The sequence below is a fragment of the Zwartia hollandica genome, from assembly GCF_019923725.1.
In the GTDB taxonomy this organism is placed as follows: Bacteria; Pseudomonadota; Gammaproteobacteria; order Burkholderiales; family Burkholderiaceae_B; genus Zwartia; species Zwartia hollandica.
This window is the reverse complement of the sequence record NZ_JAHXRI010000007.1, coordinates 225538-247462: the sequence shown is the minus strand read 5'-3', so window position 1 is coordinate 247462 and position 21925 is coordinate 225538. Positions and strand designations below refer to the sequence as shown.

Annotated in this window: 24 protein-coding genes; 13 read left to right on the top strand and 11 right to left on the bottom strand. The window is 49.2% G+C overall.

Features of this window, described 5'->3' with window-relative positions:
- Positions 1 to 8: 8 nt before the first annotated feature.
- Positions 9 to 1646, top strand: coding sequence for a cyclic peptide export ABC transporter (locus KZZ10_RS09270; RefSeq protein WP_259661236.1), 1638 nt, complete (start codon positions 9 to 11; stop codon positions 1644 to 1646).
- A gap of 15 nt (positions 1647 to 1661) precedes the next feature.
- Positions 1662 to 2597, top strand: a complete 936-nt coding sequence (locus KZZ10_RS09265; protein ID WP_259661235.1) for a prohibitin family protein — start codon at positions 1662 to 1664, stop codon at positions 2595 to 2597.
- A gap of 23 nt (positions 2598 to 2620) precedes the next feature.
- Here KZZ10_RS09265 and KZZ10_RS09260 read toward each other — a convergent pair whose 3' ends face one another.
- On the bottom strand, positions 2621 to 3460 hold the full coding sequence (locus tag KZZ10_RS09260) for a hypothetical protein (protein ID WP_259661234.1): 840 nt from the start codon (positions 3458 to 3460) through the stop codon (positions 2621 to 2623).
- A 171-nt stretch (positions 3461 to 3631) separates the two neighbouring features.
- Between KZZ10_RS09260 and KZZ10_RS09255 the strand changes: the two genes are divergently transcribed.
- Positions 3632 to 3841: a hypothetical protein gene (locus KZZ10_RS09255; RefSeq protein ID WP_259661233.1), complete on the top strand. Its 210-nt coding sequence runs from the start codon at positions 3632 to 3634 to the stop codon at positions 3839 to 3841.
- A gap of 45 nt (positions 3842 to 3886) precedes the next feature.
- Positions 3887 to 5143 carry a hypothetical protein gene (locus KZZ10_RS09250; protein WP_259661232.1) on the top strand — a complete coding sequence of 419 codons (1257 nt, stop codon included), beginning with the start codon at positions 3887 to 3889 and terminating at the stop codon, positions 5141 to 5143.
- A 60-nt stretch (positions 5144 to 5203) separates the two neighbouring features.
- Here the strand turns inward: KZZ10_RS09250 and KZZ10_RS09245 are convergent, their stop codons facing one another.
- A complete protein-coding gene (locus tag KZZ10_RS09245) occupies positions 5204 to 5893 on the bottom strand; it encodes a thioesterase II family protein (RefSeq protein WP_259661231.1) in 690 nt (229 codons plus the stop codon).
- A gap of 69 nt (positions 5894 to 5962) precedes the next feature.
- Positions 5963 to 6559 carry a YcjF family protein gene (locus tag KZZ10_RS09240; protein WP_259661230.1) on the bottom strand — a complete coding sequence of 199 codons (597 nt, stop codon included), beginning with the start codon at positions 6557 to 6559 and terminating at the stop codon, positions 5963 to 5965.
- A 188-nt stretch (positions 6560 to 6747) separates the two neighbouring features.
- On the opposite strand from KZZ10_RS09240, the gene KZZ10_RS09235 reads away from it, so the two are divergent.
- From KZZ10_RS09235 to KZZ10_RS09220, 4 genes are read left to right on the top strand one after another with little or no spacing between them, the layout of a single operon-like run.
- On the top strand, positions 6748 to 7563 hold the full coding sequence (locus tag KZZ10_RS09235; protein ID WP_259661229.1) for a substrate-binding periplasmic protein: 816 nt from the start codon (positions 6748 to 6750) through the stop codon (positions 7561 to 7563).
- A 3-nt stretch (positions 7564 to 7566) separates the two neighbouring features.
- Positions 7567 to 8232, top strand: coding sequence for a 50S ribosomal protein L11 methyltransferase (locus tag KZZ10_RS09230; protein ID WP_259661228.1), 666 nt, complete (start codon positions 7567 to 7569; stop codon positions 8230 to 8232).
- A 14-nt stretch (positions 8233 to 8246) separates the two neighbouring features.
- A complete protein-coding gene (locus tag KZZ10_RS09225; RefSeq protein WP_259661227.1) occupies positions 8247 to 9893 on the top strand; it encodes a transporter substrate-binding domain-containing protein in 1647 nt (548 codons plus the stop codon).
- Positions 9890 to 10504, top strand: a complete 615-nt coding sequence (locus KZZ10_RS09220; protein WP_259661226.1) for an ABC transporter permease family protein — start codon at positions 9890 to 9892, stop codon at positions 10502 to 10504. Before KZZ10_RS09225 ends, KZZ10_RS09220 begins: the two co-directional genes overlap by 4 nt.
- A 35-nt stretch (positions 10505 to 10539) precedes the next feature.
- Here KZZ10_RS09220 and KZZ10_RS09215 read toward each other — a convergent pair whose 3' ends face one another.
- The 4 genes from KZZ10_RS09215 to KZZ10_RS09200 form a co-directional block, all read right to left on the bottom strand.
- Complete coding sequence (locus KZZ10_RS09215; protein WP_259661225.1) at positions 10540 to 10851, bottom strand: DUF6072 family protein; 312 nt, start codon at positions 10849 to 10851, stop codon at positions 10540 to 10542.
- A gap of 222 nt (positions 10852 to 11073) precedes the next feature.
- Positions 11074 to 12699, bottom strand: a complete 1626-nt coding sequence (locus tag KZZ10_RS09210) for a GMC family oxidoreductase (protein WP_259661224.1) — start codon at positions 12697 to 12699, stop codon at positions 11074 to 11076.
- Positions 12700 to 12721: 22 nt separating this feature from the next.
- Positions 12722 to 13174 (bottom strand): potassium channel family protein, encoded by a 453-nt coding sequence (locus KZZ10_RS09205; protein WP_259661223.1) that lies wholly within the window; start codon positions 13172 to 13174, stop codon positions 12722 to 12724.
- Positions 13175 to 13224: 50 nt separating this feature from the next.
- Positions 13225 to 14202: a MerR family transcriptional regulator gene (locus tag KZZ10_RS09200; protein WP_259661222.1), complete on the bottom strand. Its 978-nt coding sequence runs from the start codon at positions 14200 to 14202 to the stop codon at positions 13225 to 13227.
- A 130-nt stretch (positions 14203 to 14332) separates the two neighbouring features.
- On the opposite strand from KZZ10_RS09200, the gene KZZ10_RS09195 reads away from it, so the two are divergent.
- Genes KZZ10_RS09195 through KZZ10_RS09185 form a run of 3 tightly spaced genes read left to right on the top strand, consistent with a single transcriptional unit; the run spans position 14333 to position 15754 of the window.
- Positions 14333 to 14824, top strand: coding sequence for an RrF2 family transcriptional regulator (locus KZZ10_RS09195; RefSeq protein ID WP_259661221.1), 492 nt, complete (start codon positions 14333 to 14335; stop codon positions 14822 to 14824).
- On the top strand, positions 14796 to 15011 hold the full coding sequence (locus tag KZZ10_RS09190) for a TIGR03643 family protein (RefSeq protein WP_259661220.1): 216 nt from the start codon (positions 14796 to 14798) through the stop codon (positions 15009 to 15011). Before KZZ10_RS09195 ends, KZZ10_RS09190 begins: the two co-directional genes overlap by 29 nt.
- The gene (locus KZZ10_RS09185) at positions 15008 to 15754 is read left to right on the top strand and encodes a 2OG-Fe dioxygenase family protein (protein WP_259661219.1); all 747 of its coding nucleotides are present in this window, start codon (positions 15008 to 15010) and stop codon (positions 15752 to 15754) included. Before KZZ10_RS09190 ends, KZZ10_RS09185 begins: the two co-directional genes overlap by 4 nt.
- Positions 15755 to 15808: 54 nt before the next feature.
- Here the strand turns inward: KZZ10_RS09185 and KZZ10_RS09180 are convergent, their stop codons facing one another.
- Complete coding sequence (locus tag KZZ10_RS09180) at positions 15809 to 16942, bottom strand: hypothetical protein (RefSeq protein ID WP_259661218.1); 1134 nt, start codon at positions 16940 to 16942, stop codon at positions 15809 to 15811.
- Positions 16943 to 17041: 99 nt separating this feature from the next.
- A complete protein-coding gene (locus tag KZZ10_RS09175; protein ID WP_259661217.1) occupies positions 17042 to 18316 on the bottom strand; it encodes a serine hydrolase domain-containing protein in 1275 nt (424 codons plus the stop codon).
- A 100-nt stretch (positions 18317 to 18416) separates the two neighbouring features.
- On the opposite strand from KZZ10_RS09175, the gene KZZ10_RS09170 reads away from it, so the two are divergent.
- Positions 18417 to 19397 carry a tripartite tricarboxylate transporter substrate binding protein gene (locus tag KZZ10_RS09170; protein ID WP_259661216.1) on the top strand — a complete coding sequence of 327 codons (981 nt, stop codon included), beginning with the start codon at positions 18417 to 18419 and terminating at the stop codon, positions 19395 to 19397.
- Between the two features lie 43 nt (positions 19398 to 19440).
- The gene (locus KZZ10_RS09165) at positions 19441 to 20571 is read left to right on the top strand and encodes a glycosyltransferase (protein WP_259661215.1); all 1131 of its coding nucleotides are present in this window, start codon (positions 19441 to 19443) and stop codon (positions 20569 to 20571) included.
- Here KZZ10_RS09165 and KZZ10_RS09160 read toward each other — a convergent pair.
- Together KZZ10_RS09160 and phnX are read right to left on the bottom strand one after the other, a co-directional pair.
- The gene (locus KZZ10_RS09160; RefSeq protein WP_259661214.1) at positions 20546 to 21115 is read right to left on the bottom strand and encodes a phosphonate degradation HD-domain oxygenase; all 570 of its coding nucleotides are present in this window, start codon (positions 21113 to 21115) and stop codon (positions 20546 to 20548) included. The two genes, KZZ10_RS09165 and KZZ10_RS09160, sit on opposite strands and share 26 nt — an antisense overlap.
- On the bottom strand, positions 21112 to 21924 hold the full coding sequence (gene phnX / locus KZZ10_RS09155; RefSeq protein ID WP_259661503.1) for a phosphonoacetaldehyde hydrolase: 813 nt from the start codon (positions 21922 to 21924) through the stop codon (positions 21112 to 21114). Before phnX ends, KZZ10_RS09160 begins: the two co-directional genes overlap by 4 nt.
- Position 21925: the final 1 nt, after the last annotated feature.

Here is a 21925-nt window from a genome sequence, read left to right as displayed (position 1 = left end):
ATGGACAGATGCGTAGTGCACGACAAGCTTCAGAGCTCATTAAGTTAGTCCAAGAATACAGTGGCTTAAGTTTGGGTCGTATTATTTACGTGGCTGGTCTTGCCGGCCTATGCAGCACGGCCTTGATTGCACTCGTGAACTACTCCGCCGCACAAGTGGCTGCGCAAGACACGCCTTTATGGGCGTTCGCGTTGTTCATACCCCTATTGATTTCCTACACAGTGTTGGTACGAATCAATAATAAAGAAAGTATGACCGCTACTCAGATTCTGATCCATCGCATTCGGATGCGTGTGATGGGAGAGGTCTTAAAGACGGATCTGTTGACTCTGCAGAAAATTGGCCCCCCTCACATCATGACCATCTTGAGCCGAGATACGCTGACGATCAGTCAGGGGGCCACGATGTTTGTCCCCACCTGCCAAGCAATGTCCATGCTTGTCTTTGCAGTTGGATATTTGTTTTATCTGTCTTTTGCGGCCGGACTGATTACGCTGGTGTTTGGGTGTGCAATCCTCGTGTATTTTGCTGGGAATTTTACGGCGATGCACGACAAGCTCGAAGATGCGTGGATGGAGGAAGGACAAGCAAATTCCCAAATATCTGACTTCCTGACTGGCTTCAAAGAGATCAAGATGAACTCCGCGAGGGCTTTTGATATCAGTAGTGACATCATCAACAGCTCGCGCCACGTCGCTGATGTCAAGGCACGAACCTTCATTTATTTGTCTAATGGTTTCGCCTCAATTCAGGTGATGATTTACGCTTTCGTCGGCGTAGCGATTTTCGTGATCCCGGTGATTTCTTCTGAGTTTTATAAAAGCGTGGTTGCTGTGTCAACGACGGTATTGTTTATCGCGGGTTCCTTAACCGGGATCATTAGCTCGCTGCCGCTTCTCTCGCAGGCTAATACCGCCGCGGAAGAAGTAAATCGTTTTATGGCACAGCTCGAGGCGATTAAAAAAGAAATTCCTGCCGCCGATGATTTCGTTGATCAGGTCGTTGAGAGGATTTCTGTCGAGAACGTTTCTTATCGTTTTGAAAGTAAGCCAGGTGCGACGCCTTTTGTGTTGGGCCCCATTAGTTGTGATTTTGAAGCAGGCAAGGTCTATTTTGTTCGTGGTGGTAATGGGTCGGGCAAAACATCGTTTATCCGTATCTTGACTGGCCTGATTGCACCCGACTCAGGGCGAATTCTTTTGAATGGTGTTGAAGTCAACAGTGCACAATCACAAGCGTATCGAGATCTGTTCTCGACAATTTTTAGTGATTTTCACCTGTTTAAAAAATTGTATGGCATGTACGATACGCCTGACGAAGAGGTTGATAAGTGGCTCAAAAAACTAGAGTTACCAGAGCGCGTTACCTTTCAAAGTCGATCCTTTAGTGATTTAAATTTGTCGACAGGCCAAAAGAAAAGAATTGCATTGATCGTTTCAATCTTGGAGAAACGACCCATTATTATTTTGGACGAGTGGGCTTCTGATCAAGACCCTGAGTTTCGTAAGTTCTTTTACGAAAAAATTATTCCTGAGTTACGAGCGATGAATAAAATTGTGATCGCGATTACACACGATGATCATTATTTCCATGAAGCCGACCACCTGCTGTTTATTCAAAATGGCAAGCTTCGTGCATTTGATTAATAGGCACCAGATATCATGAGTCGAATAAGCTCTTATTTTTCCGAGTTAGTGCACGACTACATCAATTGGCTGAGGTTGCACGCAGTCAGTATCGTGGTGATAGTTTTGGTGCTCATGGGTGGCGGTCTTGTGATTTGGCCTCACTCGGTACACATCATCCCGGCTGGTCATTTAGGCGTCCTATACAAACGCCTAGGGGGCGGTACGGATCTCGATAACGTGTACCAAGAGGGCCTAACCTTGACCCTGCCTTGGAACCAAATGACAATCTATACGTCCCAAGTGCAGCAAAAGACAACGGATATTGAGGTTTTGACTTCTGATCGGTTGAAGTCAAAAATGACCATTTCTTTTCAGTATGTGGCCTATCCCTTCAACCTTCCTCTCTTGCACAAGTTTGTTGGGCCAGACTATTACGAAAAAACTATTCTGCCCATCATAGAAGCGCAAGCGCGTGAGTCGGTGGCGCAATACTCATCTGTCGATGCTTTTACCAAAGATATACAAAAAATTAGCCAAACAATTTCCTTGGATACCAGCGATGTCATTCTGAAAAAGATCACGCCGATCGGGTTAACCGATGTGCGGTTGCTGACGATCAGTGACGTGCAAGTGACGAAGTTCAGCTTTCCTGGAGACCTTGAGGCGGCGTTGCAACAAAAGGCGGTCGAACTCGTGAAGTCCGAGGCATATCAATATCGTCTAGTGACCGAAAAGTTAGAGGCTGAGCGAAAGCGAATCGAAGCTGCTGGTATCAGAGATTTTCAATCGATTGCAGATAACGCTTTAACTGAAAATTACCTTCGTTACAAAGGCATTGAAGCTAGCGCAAATCTCGCGGCCTCGCCAAACAGCAAAGTGTTGATATTCGGATCGGGCAGTTCTGGCTTGCCGCTGATCATGGGTGGAAGTGAAGTGCTTAGAGACACACCTCTAAAGAGTGTTCGCTGAAGCATCGGGCTGTGTGGCGTGCTTCAATCGTCGTGTTTGATGTACAGATTGTTGGCATCATCAAACAAAAAATCTACCTTAAAGCGATTGGACGGCGTTGTTTTGATTGTGAGTGTCTTGTCTAATAAAAAACTTTCGTACTTCCAGCCTTCCGGTTTATTCAATAAAGGTCCCATCTCGGCGAGGTTGGCTTGTGTGAGTTGTTTGATTACACGTGTTGTGTAACCGTACATGATGTAGCGATCGCCATTAGGCGCAACGAGGCGGTGGATAGGCTTGCCAATATTCCAGATGTACTGAATATTGCCGTGCATAGTGAAGGGCCTGTAATTGCTGGCAATTAGGTTGTCCGGTATATAGTTCTCCGCCCTAATCAAATCCACTAAACCAATACGCACTTCACCTACTGCGGAAAACATAAGCTCTCCGATTCGAACAAAGGGATTGGGTAGGGTGGCTAAGTTCACATCCATTAAGTAGCGATGTGCACCGCCGCGCACAACAAAAAGAGGTTGTTGTACGGCACGAAGTTGTGCCTCCATTGACGCAAGCGTGAGGCTGTCATAGTGCTGCTCATCACAGTTTTCAGTAAGACCCATTGTGGAATACTGCTTGATGCGTAAAGTCAGTGTCCACCAGTCAAATTTTCCGGCAAATATCGAACAAACTAAGCCTATCCGTCGCTGTGCGAGGTTTTGCGAGATTTTTGCGTTAGGGATACGGCCCTCGCGGTCAGGTGCACTAGCCGCTGTCGTCTTGTCCGTTGTCGCGGGATTGGGCGTTGCGTTGCCTGGCTGTGCAGCAACAGGTGCGGCCAGGCAAGCTAGGCACAACGTGAGGACAGCTCTGAGTCTTTTCTTCACCGCTATCATTATTTATCCAATACATCTGAAAACCAGATTTTTTCGATGGAGCATTATCGAAAAGTACAGCTTGTTTCGGTATGATAGCAAAAGAATTCGCAAAGCCCTGCTGTTAAACGCTCACACAAGCAAGTGTGTGCATCATTATCTTGGCCTTTATTGGAGCCCACTGTGACTGCTATCGTTGTAATCAAGATTTTGTTGGTCGGGGCCATGCTTGGTGGCTTCATCATGTTTTCGATTTTTCGCCGTAAACAGTTTGGTGCGGACGGGAAACCCATTGGTATTTTCGCCACGTTATTAAACTTCATTGTCCGTGTCGTTTTAATTGGCGTAGTCGCTTTCGCTTCCTTTTGGTTCATCACAAAGTTTTTGGGTTAAGTCGCGTAGACGATGGTTTCCCTTTGACATACGGAGTATTTTCCAATGCGTAAATTTTTTTTATTGGGCATGGCGGTGGTCGTTGCTGTGCTAAGCGGTTGCGGTTCTACGAATTCCACAACCTTTCGTAGTATGTCCGCAGCCTACAGGGACGTCGTAGAGTCCTACAGTAATGACAATACTCTCATTAACGTCGTGCGCGCATCGCAAAAAATGCCCGTGAGTTTTTTGGATATTCCGTCCATTATGGGCACGGGTAATGTGTCAGCCAACGCGTCGTTAACGGGTACTGCGAACAGCCTCTCTACAATGTCTAACACCTTGACACCCACTGTAGGGTTGACGGTCAGCGGTGGATATACGTTTACCCAGTCGTCTCTCGACAACGCGACCTTCATGAAGCCTTTTTTGTCAGCAATACAGCCTGAGATCGTAGGCTATTTGTCGGCCAATCAAGCTGCGCCTAGATCTGTGTTGTATTCGCTCGTGATCGACTCGATCGATGTGGTGACGGACAAGAAAGATGTTATTGCCAGTTTCGTGAATGACCCTTCCAAAGAAGACTATTTGAGCTTTCAGAGGGTGTTGTATGTGCTGGTGGCAGCTGGTTTGAGTGTTGAGCCAACTTTCATGAAAGTCCCTCAGTCGCCGGTTATGGACGAGGCTACGATGAGAGCATCGATGGGGATGTTCACTGCAGCGCTGGCTTCCGGCGTCACCGTGGATGAGATTGCAACGCCAGGCCGCCCTAACAGGTATCAACTGGTTCGACTTGTTCCTCAGTTCCGTATGTGTTTGAATCGCACTGATGGTCAGGTTTTATTTGGGGACTCACTAGCTCCGTCGATGTACTGTACACAAACGTTCAAGGCGCGCGCACCGAGTCGCACGGCGACTGAGCTTGGTAAATTGCTGGCAGATTTTGGTAATCAAACCTATAAAAATTTATCGATCAATATCAAACTGCGCTCAACGCGAAATGTCTTCGACTTCTTGGGTCAGGTCGTCTCGATGCAGAATGCGGAAAAACCAACGATCGTGAAGATCTTCAATCCTGAGGCACTCGAAGCAAAGCCTAACTCGACGGCGGAAGACTTTCCTCCAGTGCCCTTGTTCATTGTTCACAAGAACCAGCGTCTCGCTAATACGTTGACTGCTTTGGAGTATCGAGGAGCCACCTACAGCATACCGGATGACTCGAATAGTTTTAGTAAAGAGGTGATGGTGTTGTTATCTCAACTGCTTACTCTGAATAAGATCTCGGGCTCTATCCCACCTTCACCTGCCGTACTGGTGAAGTAAGCGGGTGAGAGATGCAAAAAGGCCACGATTTGATCGTGGCCTTTTTTTTAGGCTGAGCTATTACGTTGATAAGAGTGTCTGTCTGATTTTCTTTAGAACATCTTGCTGGCAGCTATTTAAAAAAAAATGTCCGCCCGTAAAAAGTGTTGAGTCGACGGATACATCACTGTGTTGATCCCACGCGTAGGTGCTTTCGACTGTTGTTTGCTGATCTTCTGTCCCAGCGAATACGTGAATGGGATGTTTTAATTTTGGACTCGTTTTGTATTGATAGCTTTCGCAGAGTGTGAAATCGGCACGAAGTGTCGGCAAGATGAGTTCCATCATTTCGATGTTATTCAAAATCTCTTGGTCGAAGCCACCGTACTGTTTTAACTTCTCGACAAACGCCTCAGTAGATAAGTCACTAAGTGGGGTACGTTGCAAAGGTAGGTGCGGGGCACGGTGTGCTGCGACAAAAATCCTTTCGGGGTTGGGTAGACTGTCATCATTGGCGATCGCTTGGGCAAGTTCAAACGTGACTAACGCTCCCATGCTGTGTCCATAAATCGCATAGGGCCGATCTAAATAAGGACTAAGGTGTTTCTTTAGCGTTGCTACCAAGGCGTCCACACCGGTGAAGGCCGGTTCGAAGATTCGTCCCTCGCGCCCGGGAAACTGAATAGGGCAGACCTCGAGCGTTGGCCCAAAATGTGTAGCCCAGGAACGGTAGACCGAGGCCCCTCCGCCTGCAAAGGGTAGGCAAAACAAGCGCTTCGTTGCGTGAGCACTAGGAGACGGGCGCGTAACCCAAAGGTTGGGTGACACTGCGGGCACGTGTTAAGCCGCGGGCGCTGTTTTTTTAAAGGCTGCGCGACCCTGCTTGAACTTATCTATAAAATATTGCTCCACTTCTTTCACAGAAAGCTCTGACATATTCAGACCTTTTTCGAAGTGTTGGATAAAAACAGCGCCTAACGCATAGGTGGCACCGTACGCGACGGCTGGCTGTGTAAGCGAAGACAGGGTTGATCCGACCAGAGGAATATTGCGAATCATCGTAAATGCCAAGCTCGCTGATAGCAAGCCAGTCAGGCTTCCGCCCAAAAGACCTGAAATAATCGACGAAAGCGCCTCGCGCTCGAATTGCTTATCGTAGATTTTGCACAGGCTGTGTACCATCTTTGCTTGAGCGGCAGAGATTGATAGGATGTCTACGACTGGAATTGGCACAAAACCAGCGACCGTTGCCCATTGACACCAGTGGTGGACGGTTTGGTCTGCGTACAGGCGCCTGAAGTTCTTGTCGGAGGTGGGCAGTGCCTGAGTGTCCGACGTTTTTTCAACATGCGACTCTTTGGCAAAGAGCTCTGTCGCAAGTGCAACTTTACAAGTTGGCACCTCGCGGGGTATCGGGGTGGTTTTATTTTTAGCCATATTTCATTATAAGCGTGCGTAGGGCTTCGGACTAGTCTGCGCGGAGCTGCTAGGTTGGTAATTCCTCTCATGATCTCGCACCAGAGTGAGTTTGCACTGTCAGAAAGCGTTTACGCTGTACGCCTAGGCTATACTTAATTTGTGATTTTGTTGCCTTTTAGCACTGTGCGAGTAAAAAAACTATCCCGATGAAAAAATTTACATTTATATCTGCGATAGCGAGTGTTTTGATCACGGGATCTGTGCAGGCACAGGTCTGTGATTCAGTGACTGTGACGGGACCGCCGTCTGGTGCCCCATCTTCTTGGGTGTATAACGGTGCGTTAGTGGGTGCATCAGTCGAGTTAGCGCAAATGACGTTGCGAGCCGCTGGCGTTAAAAAAGTAGACATTAAGATGTTTTCTTCTTGGCCGGAGGCTCTTGAAGCGACTCGCCGTGGCGATGTAGATTTGATTCTTTCAGCGGGTTGGTCCTCCGAACGTGCCCGATATTTAACCTATGTATATCCTGCCTACGCCTATCAGTTTTTGCAGGTGATTGTACGCAAAGGCACTGGATTTCCTCTTAATTCCTATGCAGACCTCAAAGGTCGGGTCGGTGTCGCTGGTCGAGGCGAAACTTATGGAGACAGTACATTCGGCTTGTTTGTGGAGAAAGAGCTTCAACTAGAGCGCTCGCCTAACCTTAGCGCATCGATCGACAGACTCTTGGCGGGTAATGCCGATTACGTTTTAGCGTATGAAAATTCGGCATATTCTGAAATCTACACACGAGATTTGGGTGACAAAGTACATATTCTGCCCACATACCCGTTCAGGGCAGATACGTTTTTTGCGTTCTCTAAGCGCTCGAGATGCGCTAATGCGCTCATTCCAAAACTGGAATTAGAAGTTGTGAAGGCCAATAAAAGAAATGAATTTTATTTGCTAACAAAAAAGTATCGAACGCTGTTTAATGAGAGTCAGAATGCCCCTGCTGTTACCCCACCGAAACCAAGTCGGTAGCGCATGACAACCTACGTGTATCAATTTCGACCGAGCCAATACACAGCGACTTTATTACAGGTAATTGAGCAGCAGTGCTTAGGTCGAAGAATGACGAGCGTGCTGGACATAGGGGTAGGGAGTGGAGTGCTCTTGGCAGCGCTAGCAAAACTCGGTGCTCAGCAGTTGTGGGGTGTAGATATTAGTGAGGCAGCGGTTGAGTCCTCTGAGCGTTTGCTTGCAGCGACGCAACCAAATATTCCTCGCCGCTTGTTAATTGGTGACATGTGGAGTCCGTTGCCAGTAGAGCAAGACTTTGATGTCATCCTCGCGAATTTGCCTCATTTCCCTGCGCTGGTATCTGAGAAAGATAGACCACCTGGATGGACGGGAGGCGATGGTCGACTCTTAATTGATCGATTTATCGGAGCGTTACCCAAACGGTTGGGGCGGTCTGGGATTGCGTACTTTACGCATCATGATCTCGTTGGGTATCCGGATACGGTCAGGCTGTTAGAGTCGCTTGGTCTTGAATATCGCTCGGTCTTGGAATGGACGGTTTTTGAGTCACCCGAGCGCATTTCAGCTGTGCCGCCAGAAGTTCTGCTAAGGAATGGGCAGGGCCTTCGAAGATATGGCGATTACGTCTTTGCTAATTCACGTATTTTGGAAGTCTGCGTTAAACGCTAACCAGAGTCGCTTTAATGAAGATTATGCGTTTATTGTGTCTTGTTGTGCTGATGCAAATCTTCCACTTTAATGTGCGCGCAGAAACCGTGCCGGTCATGCAAGAGGTTGCAGCCCACATCAACAGTGCAAAATCAAAATGTGGTCTTGCTAATGTAAAGCAAGATACTTTCACGCAAGTTATTTGCTCTGGTCGTTTTGACATTGGTGTACGTGTTAATTACAGCGAATTCGGCGTCTTGGCTGACGGTGTCCATACAGGGTTTGAGATTGACCTAGCACGTAGAATTTCCCGTGATCTTGGCGTCTCCCCGGTGTTTGTGCCCGTTAGTCCCGCGAATCGCATTGCCTTATTGCTGGAAGGGAAGGTAGATCTCATCCTAGCCACAATGGGCCACATCGCCTCTCGGGCCAAGGTTATCGAGTTTATCGAGCCTCATTATTATGCGGCGGGGTTTGCCGTTGTGGCGGCCCGTGATAATCAGTTGACAGGCTTGAATAGCCTTTCCGGCAAGTCGATTTGTGTACCGCTTGGAAGTTATTCAAATGCAGAGATTGCAGCAGCGGGCGCAAAGTTAATCCTGTTTGATCGGCCAGATCGGATGATCGGCGCGCTCAAGCTCGGTGCCTGTTCAATAATCGCGCATGATGAACCCTTGCTCTATGCGGGCGTAACGGGGCCGAATGCGCCGCGCGAGCTTCGTGAAAAGTTTGAACAAAAGTTTTCGTACTCGACCGTGCCTTGGGGAATGGCCGTGCGTCTTTCCGATGGAGAGACCGTTGGAGAAGAGACTCTTGGTGTAGTGCTCAGATTGTTATTGATTCACTATCATAAAAGCGGATTTTTAGTTGAGGCAGCCAACCAACATGGGATCAAAACCGAATTTTTAGTTGAACAAAATCGGCTGTGGAACGACACCTCGTGTTTTTATCCTTCCTCATATGAGATAAATCCAAGTTGTGTATTGGCTGCAGTAGACCTTGAGGGGCCTGCCACCTCGATCGCCCCCTTGGTCATTGAATTACAAAAGTGGTTGCAGTCGGTCGCGCAGTTAAACATCACTTTTCCAATGTTAACGAGTCAGGCTTCCGCAAAGCTGTTCGGGACGGGATTAGCTGTCTCGTTGACATTTGTCATGGCAACAATCCTGGCAACGTTATTTCTCTCAGGCTTGTTTTTTTTACTATTAAACGCGCGGTATAAGTTTTTCCGGCTACTTGGGCGTCTTCTCACAACTGCACTGATGAATAGTCCCGTTATTCTGTTGCTGGTGCTTGGTTATCTTGTGGTGACCTCATTCCTTCCTTATAACTATTGGTTGGCGGGTACGGTCGGGCTCCTGATGATTGGACTCAACAACGGTTCGACGGGTGGTGTAGCCTTAGCCGAGATCGCTCAAACTATGCCTGCAGAATCGCGCTTTAGCGAGGTTGTGGCACACGGCGGGGTTCAGTTGCGAGCGTGCGTCATCAATGCCGTAAAGGCTAGCCCAGTTGCTGCATTTATTGGTGTCCCAGACGTATTAACTGCGCTCGTACATATTTCTTCTTTTACCGGTGAACGGTCAACGACATTTCTGATTGTCACTATCTTTTATATTCTTGTTGTACAAGCAGTGGTTATCGGTTCCTCTTTTATCATTAATAGGAGGGCACCCCGATGAGCGCGATCGATATGGCGTTTGCCTTTGATTTTATACAGGCATTTTATGTAAATATATTGGTGGGATTTGCCTCGTTGCTCGTTGGGTTAGCACTAGGAATCCCTCTTGCATACGCTGCCTACTCTGGAGGTTTGATTGCCAGTTTGGTTGGAGCAATTGTTGGATTGCTGCGCGCCTCGCCGGTTTTCGTATTCATGTTTCTATGCCTTAACATTTTGACGCAGATGATTGATGGCGGTTCATCTACGGCAATTTTTGCACCAGTGATCGCGTTGATACTCGCCTTGTCCTGCTATTCGATTGCGGTCGTGGCTGATACATGGTTAGATTTGTTCAAGCGCTATGGCGCTATGACCCGCGAGTCCATTATGTTGGCGATACCCATACACAGTCGAACGTTTGTGATCCTGGTCATGTCGACGAGTGTTGGTGCGGCGATTGGCGTGCGTGAGGCAGTCACGCTTACGCTTGCACGCGGAGATGCAATGAGCTCACGGCAGGATCAAATTGAGCTTGTCTTGGTGGTGCTGCTGTTCTTTGTGGTGTTCTTCTCGATCGCTAAATATCTGATCGTTTTATTAACTCGTAAGCTTAATAAAAAAAGCGGATGACATCGTCATCCGCTTTTTTACATCAGTCTCGGTGCTTATGCAGCTTGAGCTTCTGCTTCAACTTGAGCAGCAGCTTTGGCGGCCTTGGCAGCTTTGCGAGCCTCGATGCCATCCTTGACGTGATCCCAAAGGAACTTGTCGGTGACCGACTTCGAGAACGAATCAGCACAGACTAGCACGACACCCAGAGGACCAAGGGCGAGACGTGCGCCGATGCCGACAGCAGCGTGTGCTGCGCCGTTCAAAAACTGACCATCCATCAAAAGGCTTGCGCCGGGGAGAACGGATTCACCCACCAGTTTCGCGCCGTTAGTTAGTACATTCAGGTCGTTTGCTTGCGTTTGCATGATTCCGATTTCTCCAAAATTCAAAAAATTCTGAGCTTCTAATTTAACTTAACCAGATAGATATCTGTGTTAGCCGAATAGCTTACAGAGCAGAGAATAACAGGTTAATGTGACATCAACAATACAATATTTCTAATCTAATTTAAGAGGCGTGATAAAAAATACCTTTTAAATCAATGATTTGTGTATGGCCTAGGGTGTTGTTGTCTGGGTAACTTCTATTCAATACCCAAGGTTTTGAGAGGAATTGCGAGAGTCCTCCAGAATCATCCCCGCAGCCTTGTCCGCAACCATAATAACGGGTGCACTCGTGTTGCCCGAGGGGACTTTGGGCATGACGGATGCATCCACTACACGCAAGCCCTGAATTCCATGGACGCGCAAGCGATGATCGACCACGCCGAGCGGATCGGAACCCATGCGACACGTGCCCACTGGGTGGTACATGGTTTGTGCTTGCTCTCGGCAATAGGCAATCAAATCCTCGTCGGTGTGACGGTCTGGTCCTGGAAGGGCTTCCCCTGTACAGATCTCGCTGAACGGCGCCTGGGAAAAGATACGGCGTATCAACCGTAAGCCGAATACCAAGGGTGCCGTGTCTCTTGGGTCCGTAAGGTAGCTTGCAAACATGCTTGGCGCCTGACGAAAGTCAGCTGATTTCAACGACACCGATCCCGCAGAGTGCACGTGGAGTAAGCCGCAAGATGCCGTGATTGCTGGGAAGTTATCTGCCTGAAACATACCACCCGCCCCCAGCATGCTGAAAGGACGCATCTGCATTTGTAGATCGACTTTGTCGGAATTCACGCCTGATTTGGCAAACAGCGCCACCTGCGCTGCGGCAGAGTTGAGGAGCCCTTTACGGCTCACTAAATAGCGCAACACATCAGGAATCATTCGAATATTGCTGCAAATCTTGTGATTGACTGAGAACGCAGGTTTTACTTTTGCCATCGCATGCACATACACATGGTCGTGCAAATTTTGTCCGACGCCAGGTAGCGGGTGCGTCACCGTGATGCCGTGTTTAACTAACTCATCTGCGGGCCCAATGCCTGACAGCATTAATATTTGCGGTGAATTGATTGCGCCCGCCGAAAGAAGCACCTCTCCTGCATTAACTTCAATTATCTCGCCGTTTTTTTCGAAGCGCACGCCTGTTGCGCGCTTGCCAGTTATCACAATCCGTTCGACGAAGGCGTTGACCTCCACGGTGAGGTTCTTTCTATTGCGAATGGGCTTTAGGAATGACCGGGCTGCAGAAGAACGTACGCCGCGATGAATCATCAGTTGTACATATCCAACACCTGCTTGTTCAAGTCCATTGAAGTCGTCGTTCGGTTCAATGCCACAATTTACCGCTGAGGCGACAAAAGCCTGGGAGGCAGGTTGGGGCTCCTGTAATGCTGATACCTTGAGCTCCCCCTGTGAGCCGTGTAAGGCAGATTCGCCTGCGAAGTGACACTCTGTTGCCTTGAAGTGTGGCAAAACATCTTCCCAGCCCCAGCCAGGATTGCCGGCATCGCGCCACCCGTTGTAGTCGTCGGGCGTACCACGCATATAGACATGGCCGTTAATGCTGCTTGAGCCTCCGAGTGTCTTGCCGCGTGGCCAGTGGAGCCTGCGGCCGTTGAGACCAGGCTCGGGTTCTGAATGATAGCCCCACGTGATAGTTGGGTCCGCAACGATACGCGGTACTCCCGCAGGAATTTTTATCCAGGGGTTCGTGTCTGACGGTCCTGCTTCAAGCAGGAGTACGGTTTTTGAGCCGTCGGCAGACAGTCGATTGGCCAAGACGCAACCAGCAGAGCCAGCGCCAATAATGACAAAATCGTAAGTATTCTTCATAGTTTTGTCTCTATATTTTTCTCTATTTTAATTTACGTAGGTCCGCCCAATTGCGTTGCATCTCAACAAACAGAAAAGAGGCCGACCAGGTAATCAGTATGATGCCGGTTAGTGACTCGATACCGCCAAGGTAGCGCAACTCCCCCTGCGCAACGACATCACCGTAGCCCACGGTGGTGAAGGTGACAAAAGATAAGTAAACGCAATCAAGAATCCCTCCCGCATCGACTAGATTTCCCGTCAAAGATCCCATTCCGTCGATTTTGCTCGATAGGTAGAAGGCGAGCGCAAAGAGCCAAATCTCAAGTACATGAACAAGGAATATGCATAAAGCACCAACCAACACTTGAAAGCGGGGACGAATCTGACAGAGTGTTGGTAATTTTTTTGAGAGCCAGAAAAGTGCTTCGTAGTGGATCAACATCGTTGCGATGACCACTGCTGTGTTGATGAGGAACGCGATAGCCAAAGTCATGTAAGTGGTTCCTGTTTTTTTGTGCTGATCAGAATTGCTAGCGATCGCGCTTATTCTTGAGCATTCAGATCAATGCCTTCATGGCTGGCAACTTTTTCTAAGGCTTGTTCAAAAAGGGCGCGGGCTGATCCGGATACCGATGATAAGTAAGCGTGTAAGTGCGCGTCTTCGGCGCTTTTGTTTAAACACTCCTGGCTATATTGTTCAAAACTGGCGAGTTGTGCAATGATCTCTGCCACATGACGTGGGCACTCGCATAGAACGTTTGTTGAAATCCCACTTATTTTTTTTAAAACGTAATCGGAGTATTTGCGAGCAGGTATCGTTACGCTTGTTGTGGTTTCACTCAATTCTTGGCTAGCGTCCACAACAAGCACCGAATTGATGAGCTCTGCAAGTTCATAATCAGACAAGGGCTCGCGGCGTACCATCATTCTGTAGTCGCGCATCGAGCGCACGACCTGCTCCCTGCCGTAGTTATACAGCACGACAATTTTGCTTGCTCGCATAGCGCGCGCTGCTTGCAAAATCTCGTGCACCACAATCTCGTGCAGAGTATTGATTTTCAGAAGAAAGATGTCAGGCGCAGTGTTCGGTGGCGTTTGTCGAACCATTTCTAAACTTTGGTACACGCCAGTGGTGACAAGGTGAATGTTTTGCAGGTGCGCGGAGAACGCTTTGCTTTCGACTTGCCCGGCAAGTGCGAGGCCGACGATGGCTAACGAGACATTTCGATTGCTTGCCAGTTTTGCCAAGCCACTACTTTGGCCGCTCTGTTTATGCATTAAGTCGTTGAGTGCCGCAATATCGAGCGAGGCGATTGTGCTGATGGCGTAACCCTGATCGCTTAATTGCTTTAGGAGGGTTGCTCTTAGGAGATCTTCTTCGCCGTAAAGCCTATGCTGACCGGCGGTTTTAATGGGCCTAAATGCTTGGTGCCGAGCTTCCCACACCCGCAAGGTCGTAACAGGTACTCCCGCAAATTTTGCAATGGCGCCGATCCGATATTGTTGGCTTAGTGATTTCAATTTAAATTTAGTATGAGTAGGTATTGAGTAGATTGTAGGTTATTTTTACGAATTTATCATTATTTGAATAGATATTTGATAGATAATTCGGACTCATAACTGTTTTATCCTACTCAAAAAGAGTGATGCCATGAGCGCAAACGAAGCAAAGCACGCATTAAATCTGGTTGTTTCTTTGGCTAAACTACCAAAATCCTCGACGCTAACGACGCAGGAGCTTGCGAGACGGCTCAGCTTGTCCGTGTCCTACGTCGAGAATCTACTCAAAGTGCTCCGTACGCATGGGCTGGTCGCTTCTCGCCGCGGACCGCTGGGTGGTCACTCTTTCGCTGGTTCCCCTGCACGGCTCTCGGTCTGGGATGTCGTGTCTGTGTTCTATGTCGCTCCCGCGCCGCTTCGGCATAGTGGCTCAAGAGAGGATTTTACGGGGTGGCTCGAGCAGCAATACGAGCAAGAGCGAATCGTATTCTTTAAATCGCAACGCTTTGCCGACTTGTTGGCCGAGAAAACACCTGAATGGCAAAGCGAGGTTCGGATTGAGCGAGAAGCCCCACATTTTGAATACATCGAGCCACATTTCCAGAGTTATCGAGATGGCCTGGGAAGATCGCACGCCTTTTGAGGCGATTGCGACCCAGTTCGGCTTAAATGAGGCCGAGGTGATAAAGTTGATGCGTCGCGAGCTTAAGCGCTCGTCTTTTCGACTTTGGCGGGAACGTGTATCGGGTCGACACACTAAACACTTGGCTCTGAAGCCGGCGTCTATGGTGCACGAATACCGGCACGTCGCACGTTTAGGAAACCGATGACTTCGTCACAGCTCGCACCACCTCTGACAGCACCCGCCGACTTGCACCTCAAGTTAAAAGAGCAGGGATTTGCTGTGCTCGGTCCGCGCGCCGTCAGTGACTTGTGCGGCGTTGCGCTCTCTGTATTAGAAAGTCTGAACAGCTTCTGGAACGATCTACCTCCTGATCAGTATTTGAAAGACGGCGGTCGATATCGTCGTCGTCGGCATGGCAGCTTCACAGTGCTCGGTGATGACGTTACACAGCACGCGAACCGTGCACATTGGCAGCCGCTTTCTTACAATGCGCTGCATGGTGGGATGCTCCGATGGTTTGAGCCGCTCGAGGTAGCCATGACACAGACGATGGCATGGTCACACTTGCTCTCCTTTTTAGGGAGAGTCGCCTCAAGTTTGCGAGGTGAGCAGAAGTGGTATGTCGAAGCCCATCCGTTTCGTATCGATACGACCGATGGGATTGGTCGGCCCACCCCAGAGGGTGCGCATCGTGATGGTGTCGACTTAGTGGCAGTATTCTTGATTGGTCGCCACGATATTAAGGGCGGTGAGACAAGAGTTTTTGATGTGAACAGCCCGGTTGGACAACGGTTCACCTTGAGCGAGCCCTGGTCTTTGCTGTTGCTGGATGACGCCCGAGTCATTCATGAAACGACCCCCATTCAGCCGCAAGGGGATTGGGGGTGGCGAGATACGCTGGTCGTTACCTTACGCTCGGGCGGTTTTTTGGATGAACCGGCTAGGTAACTTGTTTAGTCAAGTGAGCGTAACCTCACCCCCAGGCCACCCATCGATTTTTTGTTATTTACGACGTGCGATCAGCACCACGTAGTTTCCGTCTTTGTAATAGCCAAAGCGGTAGTTCAGTGGTTTGATGTCAGACCGTTGAGTAAACGCCAGCGCTAAATCTGTGTGGTAGCTTTGGAAGGCGTGGTGGGCAATCACAAACTTACCGTAGAGCGCCACATCAAACGACTTAATCAGTGCCGAGTAGTTCAGGGCGGTTTCATCCTGTACCACGAGCGGTGCCTTCCCCAGAATTTCTCTGGCAATCATATTGAAGTTCGCATTTTGCGGAAGGTGCGAGGCCGCTTTAAATATCGTGGGATTCGCAGACGCTAATTGAACGAACTTCAAATTCTCGGGTGAGGCTTGTAATCCAGGGTTGGATAAGTCCATCTTCAGGTAGTCCACCACGATGGGCTTGCCCGCTTTGGTTGCGTAAATTCGAACAGAGGGCCAATTCCGTGTTTCAGCGGGAATCTCCTCTACATCGCCTTCTGAGTTCACCTTGATAGGCACGATGCGATCAAGTTCAAACCCTTGCAATTTCATGAAAATTGTAATGAACGTGCTGGAGCCTATACGTCCTTGGGTTGCATAGTAGTAACGCTCAAGATACTCGGTAACGAAGAAACCGTGGGTTCCGTAGAGTTGCCATGCCGAAATAAGAATATCTAACGCTTGATCGGTCAATTGCGTATTGGTCGAGCCCAGATTCAGCGGTCTTTCTGCATTTTGCATGGCGATCATGATGTATCGCTTTGCATTTGGATAGATGCGGTAGGCTGTCGTGAAGTCCGGTCCCGAAAAAGGGTAGAACACGGTTTCACTAACTGCGGGAACCTCGGTTTTTGCCCACTCCACCATCGGAGTACCAATTTTTTCTGTGTACTCCGCCCAGTTCGTTTCAACGGTCTGCGTGTACGTGGCCCATTTTTGACTTTGGTTGACAGAGGCGGGCAAGCCGCTTGCCGGCGTTTTTCCGATGAGCAACGTCGCGACATCATCGTATTGTGCAGCGGTTAATAAACCGCTGGTGGTCGGTGTCGTTGCATTGCTTTGCGTTTGGGCGCTAATCTGAAAACTTGTAATCAATGCAGCTGCGCAGACAAATTTAGAAAGGCCAGCGAATCGAATTGTTGTTGTGTGCATGGGATAGATGTCGGTACGACAGCAATAAATGTGAAAAAAATAATCGCACAGTTTATTGCATATCGACCGACTCCAACTTAAGTCATTGATTTTTATGAATTATTTTTCTAGTGCTGCGTAAATCAAGGCATTGACGCGTTCACGGTATTCTTTACGCAGATCCCCAGGGGTGGCCGCCATCATGACAACAACCATGTTTTCTTTTGGGTCTGCGAAATACATCGTGCCATAGGCACCGTTCCATGTGTAATCGCCGACGTTTCCATTGATAGCGGAAACACCGCGGTACTTACGAACCGCGACACTTAAGCCAAAACCGTACTCTGCACGAGAGGCCTCGGTGACGGCTACGCGATTTTTGATTTGAGTGCCGAGGTGATCAGCGGTCATCAGAGCGACAGTTTGCGGACCCAGCACACGCTTGCCGTCAATAGAGCCGCCATTAAGCAGCATCTGACCGAAACGAATGTAATCGCCAGCAGTACCGTAGGCGCAACCTCCACCGCAGTCGTACTTGATCGGCGTTGTTAGTAACTGTATCGATTGTGGTTTATTGGTTAAGGGGTCGACTGCAAGGGGATGAGCAAAGCGTGATGCATCTTTGGTAGACATTGAAAAGCCAGTGTCCTTCATGCCAACTTTGTTCCAGATACGTTCACGCATAATTTCTTCGAGACGCTTATTCGCCATTTTTTCTTGAAGCAGTCCAAGTACGTCCAAACCGAAACCGTAGTCCCAGGTTGTTCCAGGCTCGTACATCAGAGGAGCGGCAGCGAGTTTGTCGATCAATGCGGTGCCGTCGTATTGCACGGCAGAAACGACAGAGCCGGCCGGATACTCTTTATGTATTGGGGTTGCACCTCGTCCACCGTAAGTTAGTCCACTTGTGTGACGCATTAAATCTTGGACGCTGATGGGCGTCTTGTTTGCCATCGTTGAAAATGTTCCGTCGGCACCGGGCTTTCCTAGTTTTTGTTCCTTGAACTGAGGAAACCAATTTGAAATGGACATCGTCAAGGGCAGTTTGCCTTCTTCGTAAAACGTCATAGCGCTGACTGCCGTCATCACCTTCGTCATCGACGCGAGTTGGAAGATGGTGTCTGTTGTCATTGGTGTATTCGTGGCCTTGTTGCGATAGCCGTAGGCTTCGTAAATAACCAATTTGCCATTTTTAGTCACCGCTAAAACCGCGCCTGGCATACGGTTATTGGCGACTTCTTGAGCAAAAAATGCGTGGATACGCTTAACACCCTCTGCAGAGAAGCCTTGAGACTCAGGTGCAGCCAGAGGCAACGGCGTCGGCGCTGGTTGCGCGCAGACTACGCTCGCGCAAAGAGTAAATGCACTAAAAAGGCTTGTCTTGACGAGTTTCATGGGTGTCTCCTAGGGAAATATCGCTGAGTTTTATTTATCTGGGTATAAACTTACCACTCAATTGTGCTTGAGCACTCAATTAGATCGTGGAGGTTTGAATATGATTCAGAAACATTTCAAGCAAGTGGCCTTGGCCCTAGCTTTATTGTGCGTCGCAGCGCCGGGCGTCACGTTGGCGCAGCAATGGCCCACCAAGCCTGTCACTTTCGTGTCACCCTTCCCACCCGGTGGCTCAGTGGATCCTTTGGCGAGGTTGTTTGCAGCCAAGTTGTCGGACGCGCTCGGTCAACAGTTCATCGTTGAAAATCGCACAGGTGCGTCAGGCTCTATCGGAACGGGATATGTCGCCAAGGCGGCGCCTGACGGCTATACCTTTGTGTTTGTGTTTGACACACATGCAGTGAATCCTTCACTGCTGCCTAAGATGACGTTTGACACATTGAAGGACTTGTCGCCAGTCATGTTGGTGGGCACAGCGCCAATGGCGTTAGGAACGGCGGCAAACAAACCTTACAAAAACTTCAGTGAGTTTGTCGCAGCTGCGAAAGCCAAGCCGGACTCTTTAAGTTATGGGTCAGTCGGTAGCGGTAGTTTGGGTCACCTCACCATGACGTTGGTTCAAAAGGCGGGTAACTTCAAAGTGATTCATATCCCTTACAAAGGGGGTGGCCCGATGTCTGCTGATATTTTAGGTGGTCAGATTGAGTCGGGTATCGGCTCGGTTGCAGTCCTGGCAAATCACATCAAAGGCGGAAAGATGCGCGCGCTTGCCGTGACTGGTGAGACCCGTTCTACTTCGATGCCTGATGTACCCACAATGGCAGAGCAAGGCTTTCCTGGCTTCTCCGCTGTAGCATGGTGGGCAGTTTTTGCACCGGCGGGCACGCCTCAACCAATCATTGACAAGCTCAATGCAGAAATGGCGAAAATTGCGAAGGATCCTGCTGTGAACAAGCAGTTGACCGAGACCTTGGGTATCGACCTCAAGCTGAGTAGCCCGCAAGAACTTCAGAAATGGACGGTTACTGAGATGGATCGCTGGGCGAAGGTGATCAAGGAAAACGGGATTAAGCCGGATTAATTTGTCATACGCTTGAAATGTATCGGTCGCATGCTATGGAGACATGCAAAAAAAAATCCAACTTATTTACTTCAATGCGGGTGGCGGCCATCGTGCCGCTGCGCTTGCACTTAAAGAAGTCATTGCGACCGAACATTCTGATTGGGAGGTCAGTCTTGTCAATCTCTTTGAGGTGATTGACACAGAACGTTATTTTCAAAAGCTAACGGGCTTTGCACCCGAAGACCTCTACAATTTGAGACTGAAGAAGGGCTGGACGCTTGGCTTGGCAACAGAACTTAAGGTTTTGCAGGCGCTTATTCGCTTGAGTCACGCAAAGCTTAAGCGAAAGTTACAGCAGCACTGGAGAGCGACACGGCCCGATATGGTTGTGTCGCTAGTGCCGAATTTCAATAAAGTGATGTGGGATGCTCTTTATCAAGAGTGTCCGACCGTGCCCTATGTGACCGTGATGACAGATATTGCTGACCATCCTCCCCATTTCTGGATAGAAGCAGGGCAAGAGCAACATTTAGTTTGCGGATCAGCCCGCGCAATGACGCAGGCGAGGGCGGCCGGGTACCAAAGTCATCAGCTTACCCAAACATCAGGCATGATTTTGCGCCCAGGTTTTTATCAAACCGCCAAGTTGGATCGAGCTCAAGAGTGCGCACGGCTTGGTCTGGATTCGACGAAGCCGATAGGTCTGGTGATGTTCGGTGGCAATGGCTCGAATCAGATGGTGCGCATCGCGAAAGATCTTTCGGAGACACAACTCATTTTGGTTTGCGGCCACAATGATCTCTTAGCGAAAAAAATAGAAGCATTGACGCCTTCGGTCAAACATGTCGTGTTAGGTTTCACGAGCGATATGGCTCAGGTCATGCGTTTGAGCGACTTCCTGATCGGTAAGCCTGGTCCAGGTAGTTTGAGCGAGGCCGTTCACATGGGTTTGCCAGTCTTGACCTTTAGAAACTCATTAACCATGCCTCAAGAGCGTTATAACGCAACCTGGATACGTGAGAATCAGTTTGGGATCGTGGTCTCGCAAGTGCGCGAGATAAAGGGTGCGACCCAAGAGCTCTTAGCTAAGCTGCCGGTGTTTCAAGAAGCGGTGGGCCGTGTGCAGAATCGAGCAGTGTTTGAGGTAGTGACTGCGCTTGAAAAAATTATTGATTCAAACCAGAATGCGTAACGCAAACGGATCTTGCGATCTGTAGGAAGTGATCTAGAGCGGGGGTTTGACGATTGGGTGTTTTGGCAAGATCATCCCAGCGCCTCAGTGCCATGGCATCATCGGCATAAGGCATAGCTAAAAATTTCTCGAGCTCACGGGTGCTCAGAGGGCCGCCCTGAAGAGCCATGCTGCGCTTGGAGTCTGGGGATAGTGAGCCGTAGTACTCGACTTCGATTGCACAGAGGGCACGTTTACCCAGCACGTGAAGGTGCACGGGAGCAACAACATCCTGTCGGAATAGCGACTTTAGCTGATGGCTCGCGATGAACTGATGTTGATCATCGATGCCTCGTGCCGAAGGTGTATCGCCTTTGGGGTTAAGCATGTGTCCGATGTCATGTAGGAAGGCTGCCGTAATCAGCGAGGCGCTAGCGCCTGCTTGCTCTGCGAGTTGACCGCACTGCAGCGCGTGTTCGAGTTGATTGATTCCCTCGCCAGCGTAAGCAACGTGACCTGCATCAAGAAATAATTGCTCGATATCTTCAATGGAGTGAATCTTCATTTTCTCTGATTCAGCAGTTGTTGAATTTTCTGCAAGGTCTGGGGTAAGTCAGCCACGGTATCGATCAGGAAATCTGGATGCCCAGCTGCTAGGCGTTTCGCCACGCGCTCCCTTAAGGTTACCTTTTCAGCCTCTGAGAGACTCTTCCATTGAGAATGGGTGAGACCGGCTTCATTGCCGCTTGCAATGACGCCCACTGTCCAGCAGTCACTGTGATAACCCTCAAGTAGGCCAGGTACCGTGTCATCTACTTTCACCACCGACCTGCTCGGCCACACATCAAGATCTAAAAAGCACTTGTACATCCCCATCGGAGTTGGGCGCGACGTCGGGAGATCATCGGCGCAAACTAGATTATCGGGAACAAAGCCTTGGGCTTTCACGAGAGGAAGCACCACGTTCATAATCTGGCGGTTGTAGCCAGTCGTCGTGCCGATTTTGATCCCAGTTGCACGCAAGTCAGAAGCTAGTTCCAAGAAGCCCGGAATGAGCGCTGCATGTTCTACAACCGACGCGGCGTTCATGGGTGTAAAAATATCGTACAAGCGGTCAGTGTCGCGTTCAGAAAACAGACGCCCGAATTTAGCTAGCCATTGCGCCTGAATATGCTCCAGTTGGCCAAGGGTGTGAATATGATCCCACTTTGGCATACCCATCGGACCGCGGGCGTCTTCAATCGAGATGCGAATGCCTTCCTGCTCAAATAATTTAACAAAAGCACCCATCGGTGCGTGACTACCAAAGTCAAAGATGGTGCCTGCCCAGTCAAACACGACTGCTCGAATTGAGTTACTGCCCTCGTCAAACATC

Excerpts from the sequence above, each read along its gene's own strand:
- KZZ10_RS09270 (WP_259661236.1), top strand. The coding sequence starts at position 9 with ATGCGTAGTGCACGACAAGCTTCAGAGCTCATTAAGTTAGTCCAAGAA.
- KZZ10_RS09265 (WP_259661235.1), top strand. The coding sequence starts at position 1,662 with ATGAGTCGAATAAGCTCTTATTTTTCCGAGTTAGTGCACGACTACATC.
- KZZ10_RS09250 (WP_259661232.1), top strand. The coding sequence starts at position 3,887 with ATGCGTAAATTTTTTTTATTGGGCATGGCGGTGGTCGTTGCTGTGCTA.
- KZZ10_RS09240 (WP_259661230.1), bottom strand. The coding sequence starts at position 6,559 with ATGGCTAAAAATAAAACCACCCCGATACCCCGCGAGGTGCCAACTTGT.
- KZZ10_RS09235 (WP_259661229.1), top strand. The coding sequence starts at position 6,748 with ATGAAAAAATTTACATTTATATCTGCGATAGCGAGTGTTTTGATCACG.
- KZZ10_RS09230 (WP_259661228.1), top strand. The coding sequence starts at position 7,567 with ATGACAACCTACGTGTATCAATTTCGACCGAGCCAATACACAGCGACT.
- KZZ10_RS09225 (WP_259661227.1), top strand. The coding sequence starts at position 8,247 with ATGAAGATTATGCGTTTATTGTGTCTTGTTGTGCTGATGCAAATCTTC.
- KZZ10_RS09220 (WP_259661226.1), top strand. The coding sequence starts at position 9,890 with ATGAGCGCGATCGATATGGCGTTTGCCTTTGATTTTATACAGGCATTT.
- KZZ10_RS09215 (WP_259661225.1), bottom strand. The coding sequence starts at position 10,851 with ATGCAAACGCAAGCAAACGACCTGAATGTACTAACTAACGGCGCGAAA.
- KZZ10_RS09210 (WP_259661224.1), bottom strand. The coding sequence starts at position 12,699 with ATGAAGAATACTTACGATTTTGTCATTATTGGCGCTGGCTCTGCTGGT.
- KZZ10_RS09205 (WP_259661223.1), bottom strand. The coding sequence starts at position 13,174 with ATGACTTTGGCTATCGCGTTCCTCATCAACACAGCAGTGGTCATCGCA.
- KZZ10_RS09195 (WP_259661221.1), top strand. The coding sequence starts at position 14,333 with ATGAGCGCAAACGAAGCAAAGCACGCATTAAATCTGGTTGTTTCTTTG.
- KZZ10_RS09190 (WP_259661220.1), top strand. The coding sequence starts at position 14,796 with ATGGCCTGGGAAGATCGCACGCCTTTTGAGGCGATTGCGACCCAGTTC.
- KZZ10_RS09185 (WP_259661219.1), top strand. The coding sequence starts at position 15,008 with ATGACTTCGTCACAGCTCGCACCACCTCTGACAGCACCCGCCGACTTG.
- KZZ10_RS09180 (WP_259661218.1), bottom strand. The coding sequence starts at position 16,942 with ATGCACACAACAACAATTCGATTCGCTGGCCTTTCTAAATTTGTCTGC.
- KZZ10_RS09175 (WP_259661217.1), bottom strand. The coding sequence starts at position 18,316 with ATGAAACTCGTCAAGACAAGCCTTTTTAGTGCATTTACTCTTTGCGCG.
- KZZ10_RS09170 (WP_259661216.1), top strand. The coding sequence starts at position 18,417 with ATGATTCAGAAACATTTCAAGCAAGTGGCCTTGGCCCTAGCTTTATTG.
- KZZ10_RS09165 (WP_259661215.1), top strand. The coding sequence starts at position 19,441 with ATGCAAAAAAAAATCCAACTTATTTACTTCAATGCGGGTGGCGGCCAT.
- KZZ10_RS09160 (WP_259661214.1), bottom strand. The coding sequence starts at position 21,115 with ATGAAGATTCACTCCATTGAAGATATCGAGCAATTATTTCTTGATGCA.
- phnX (WP_259661503.1), bottom strand. The coding sequence starts at position 21,924 with ATGTTTGACGAGGGCAGTAACTCAATTCGAGCAGTCGTGTTTGACTGG.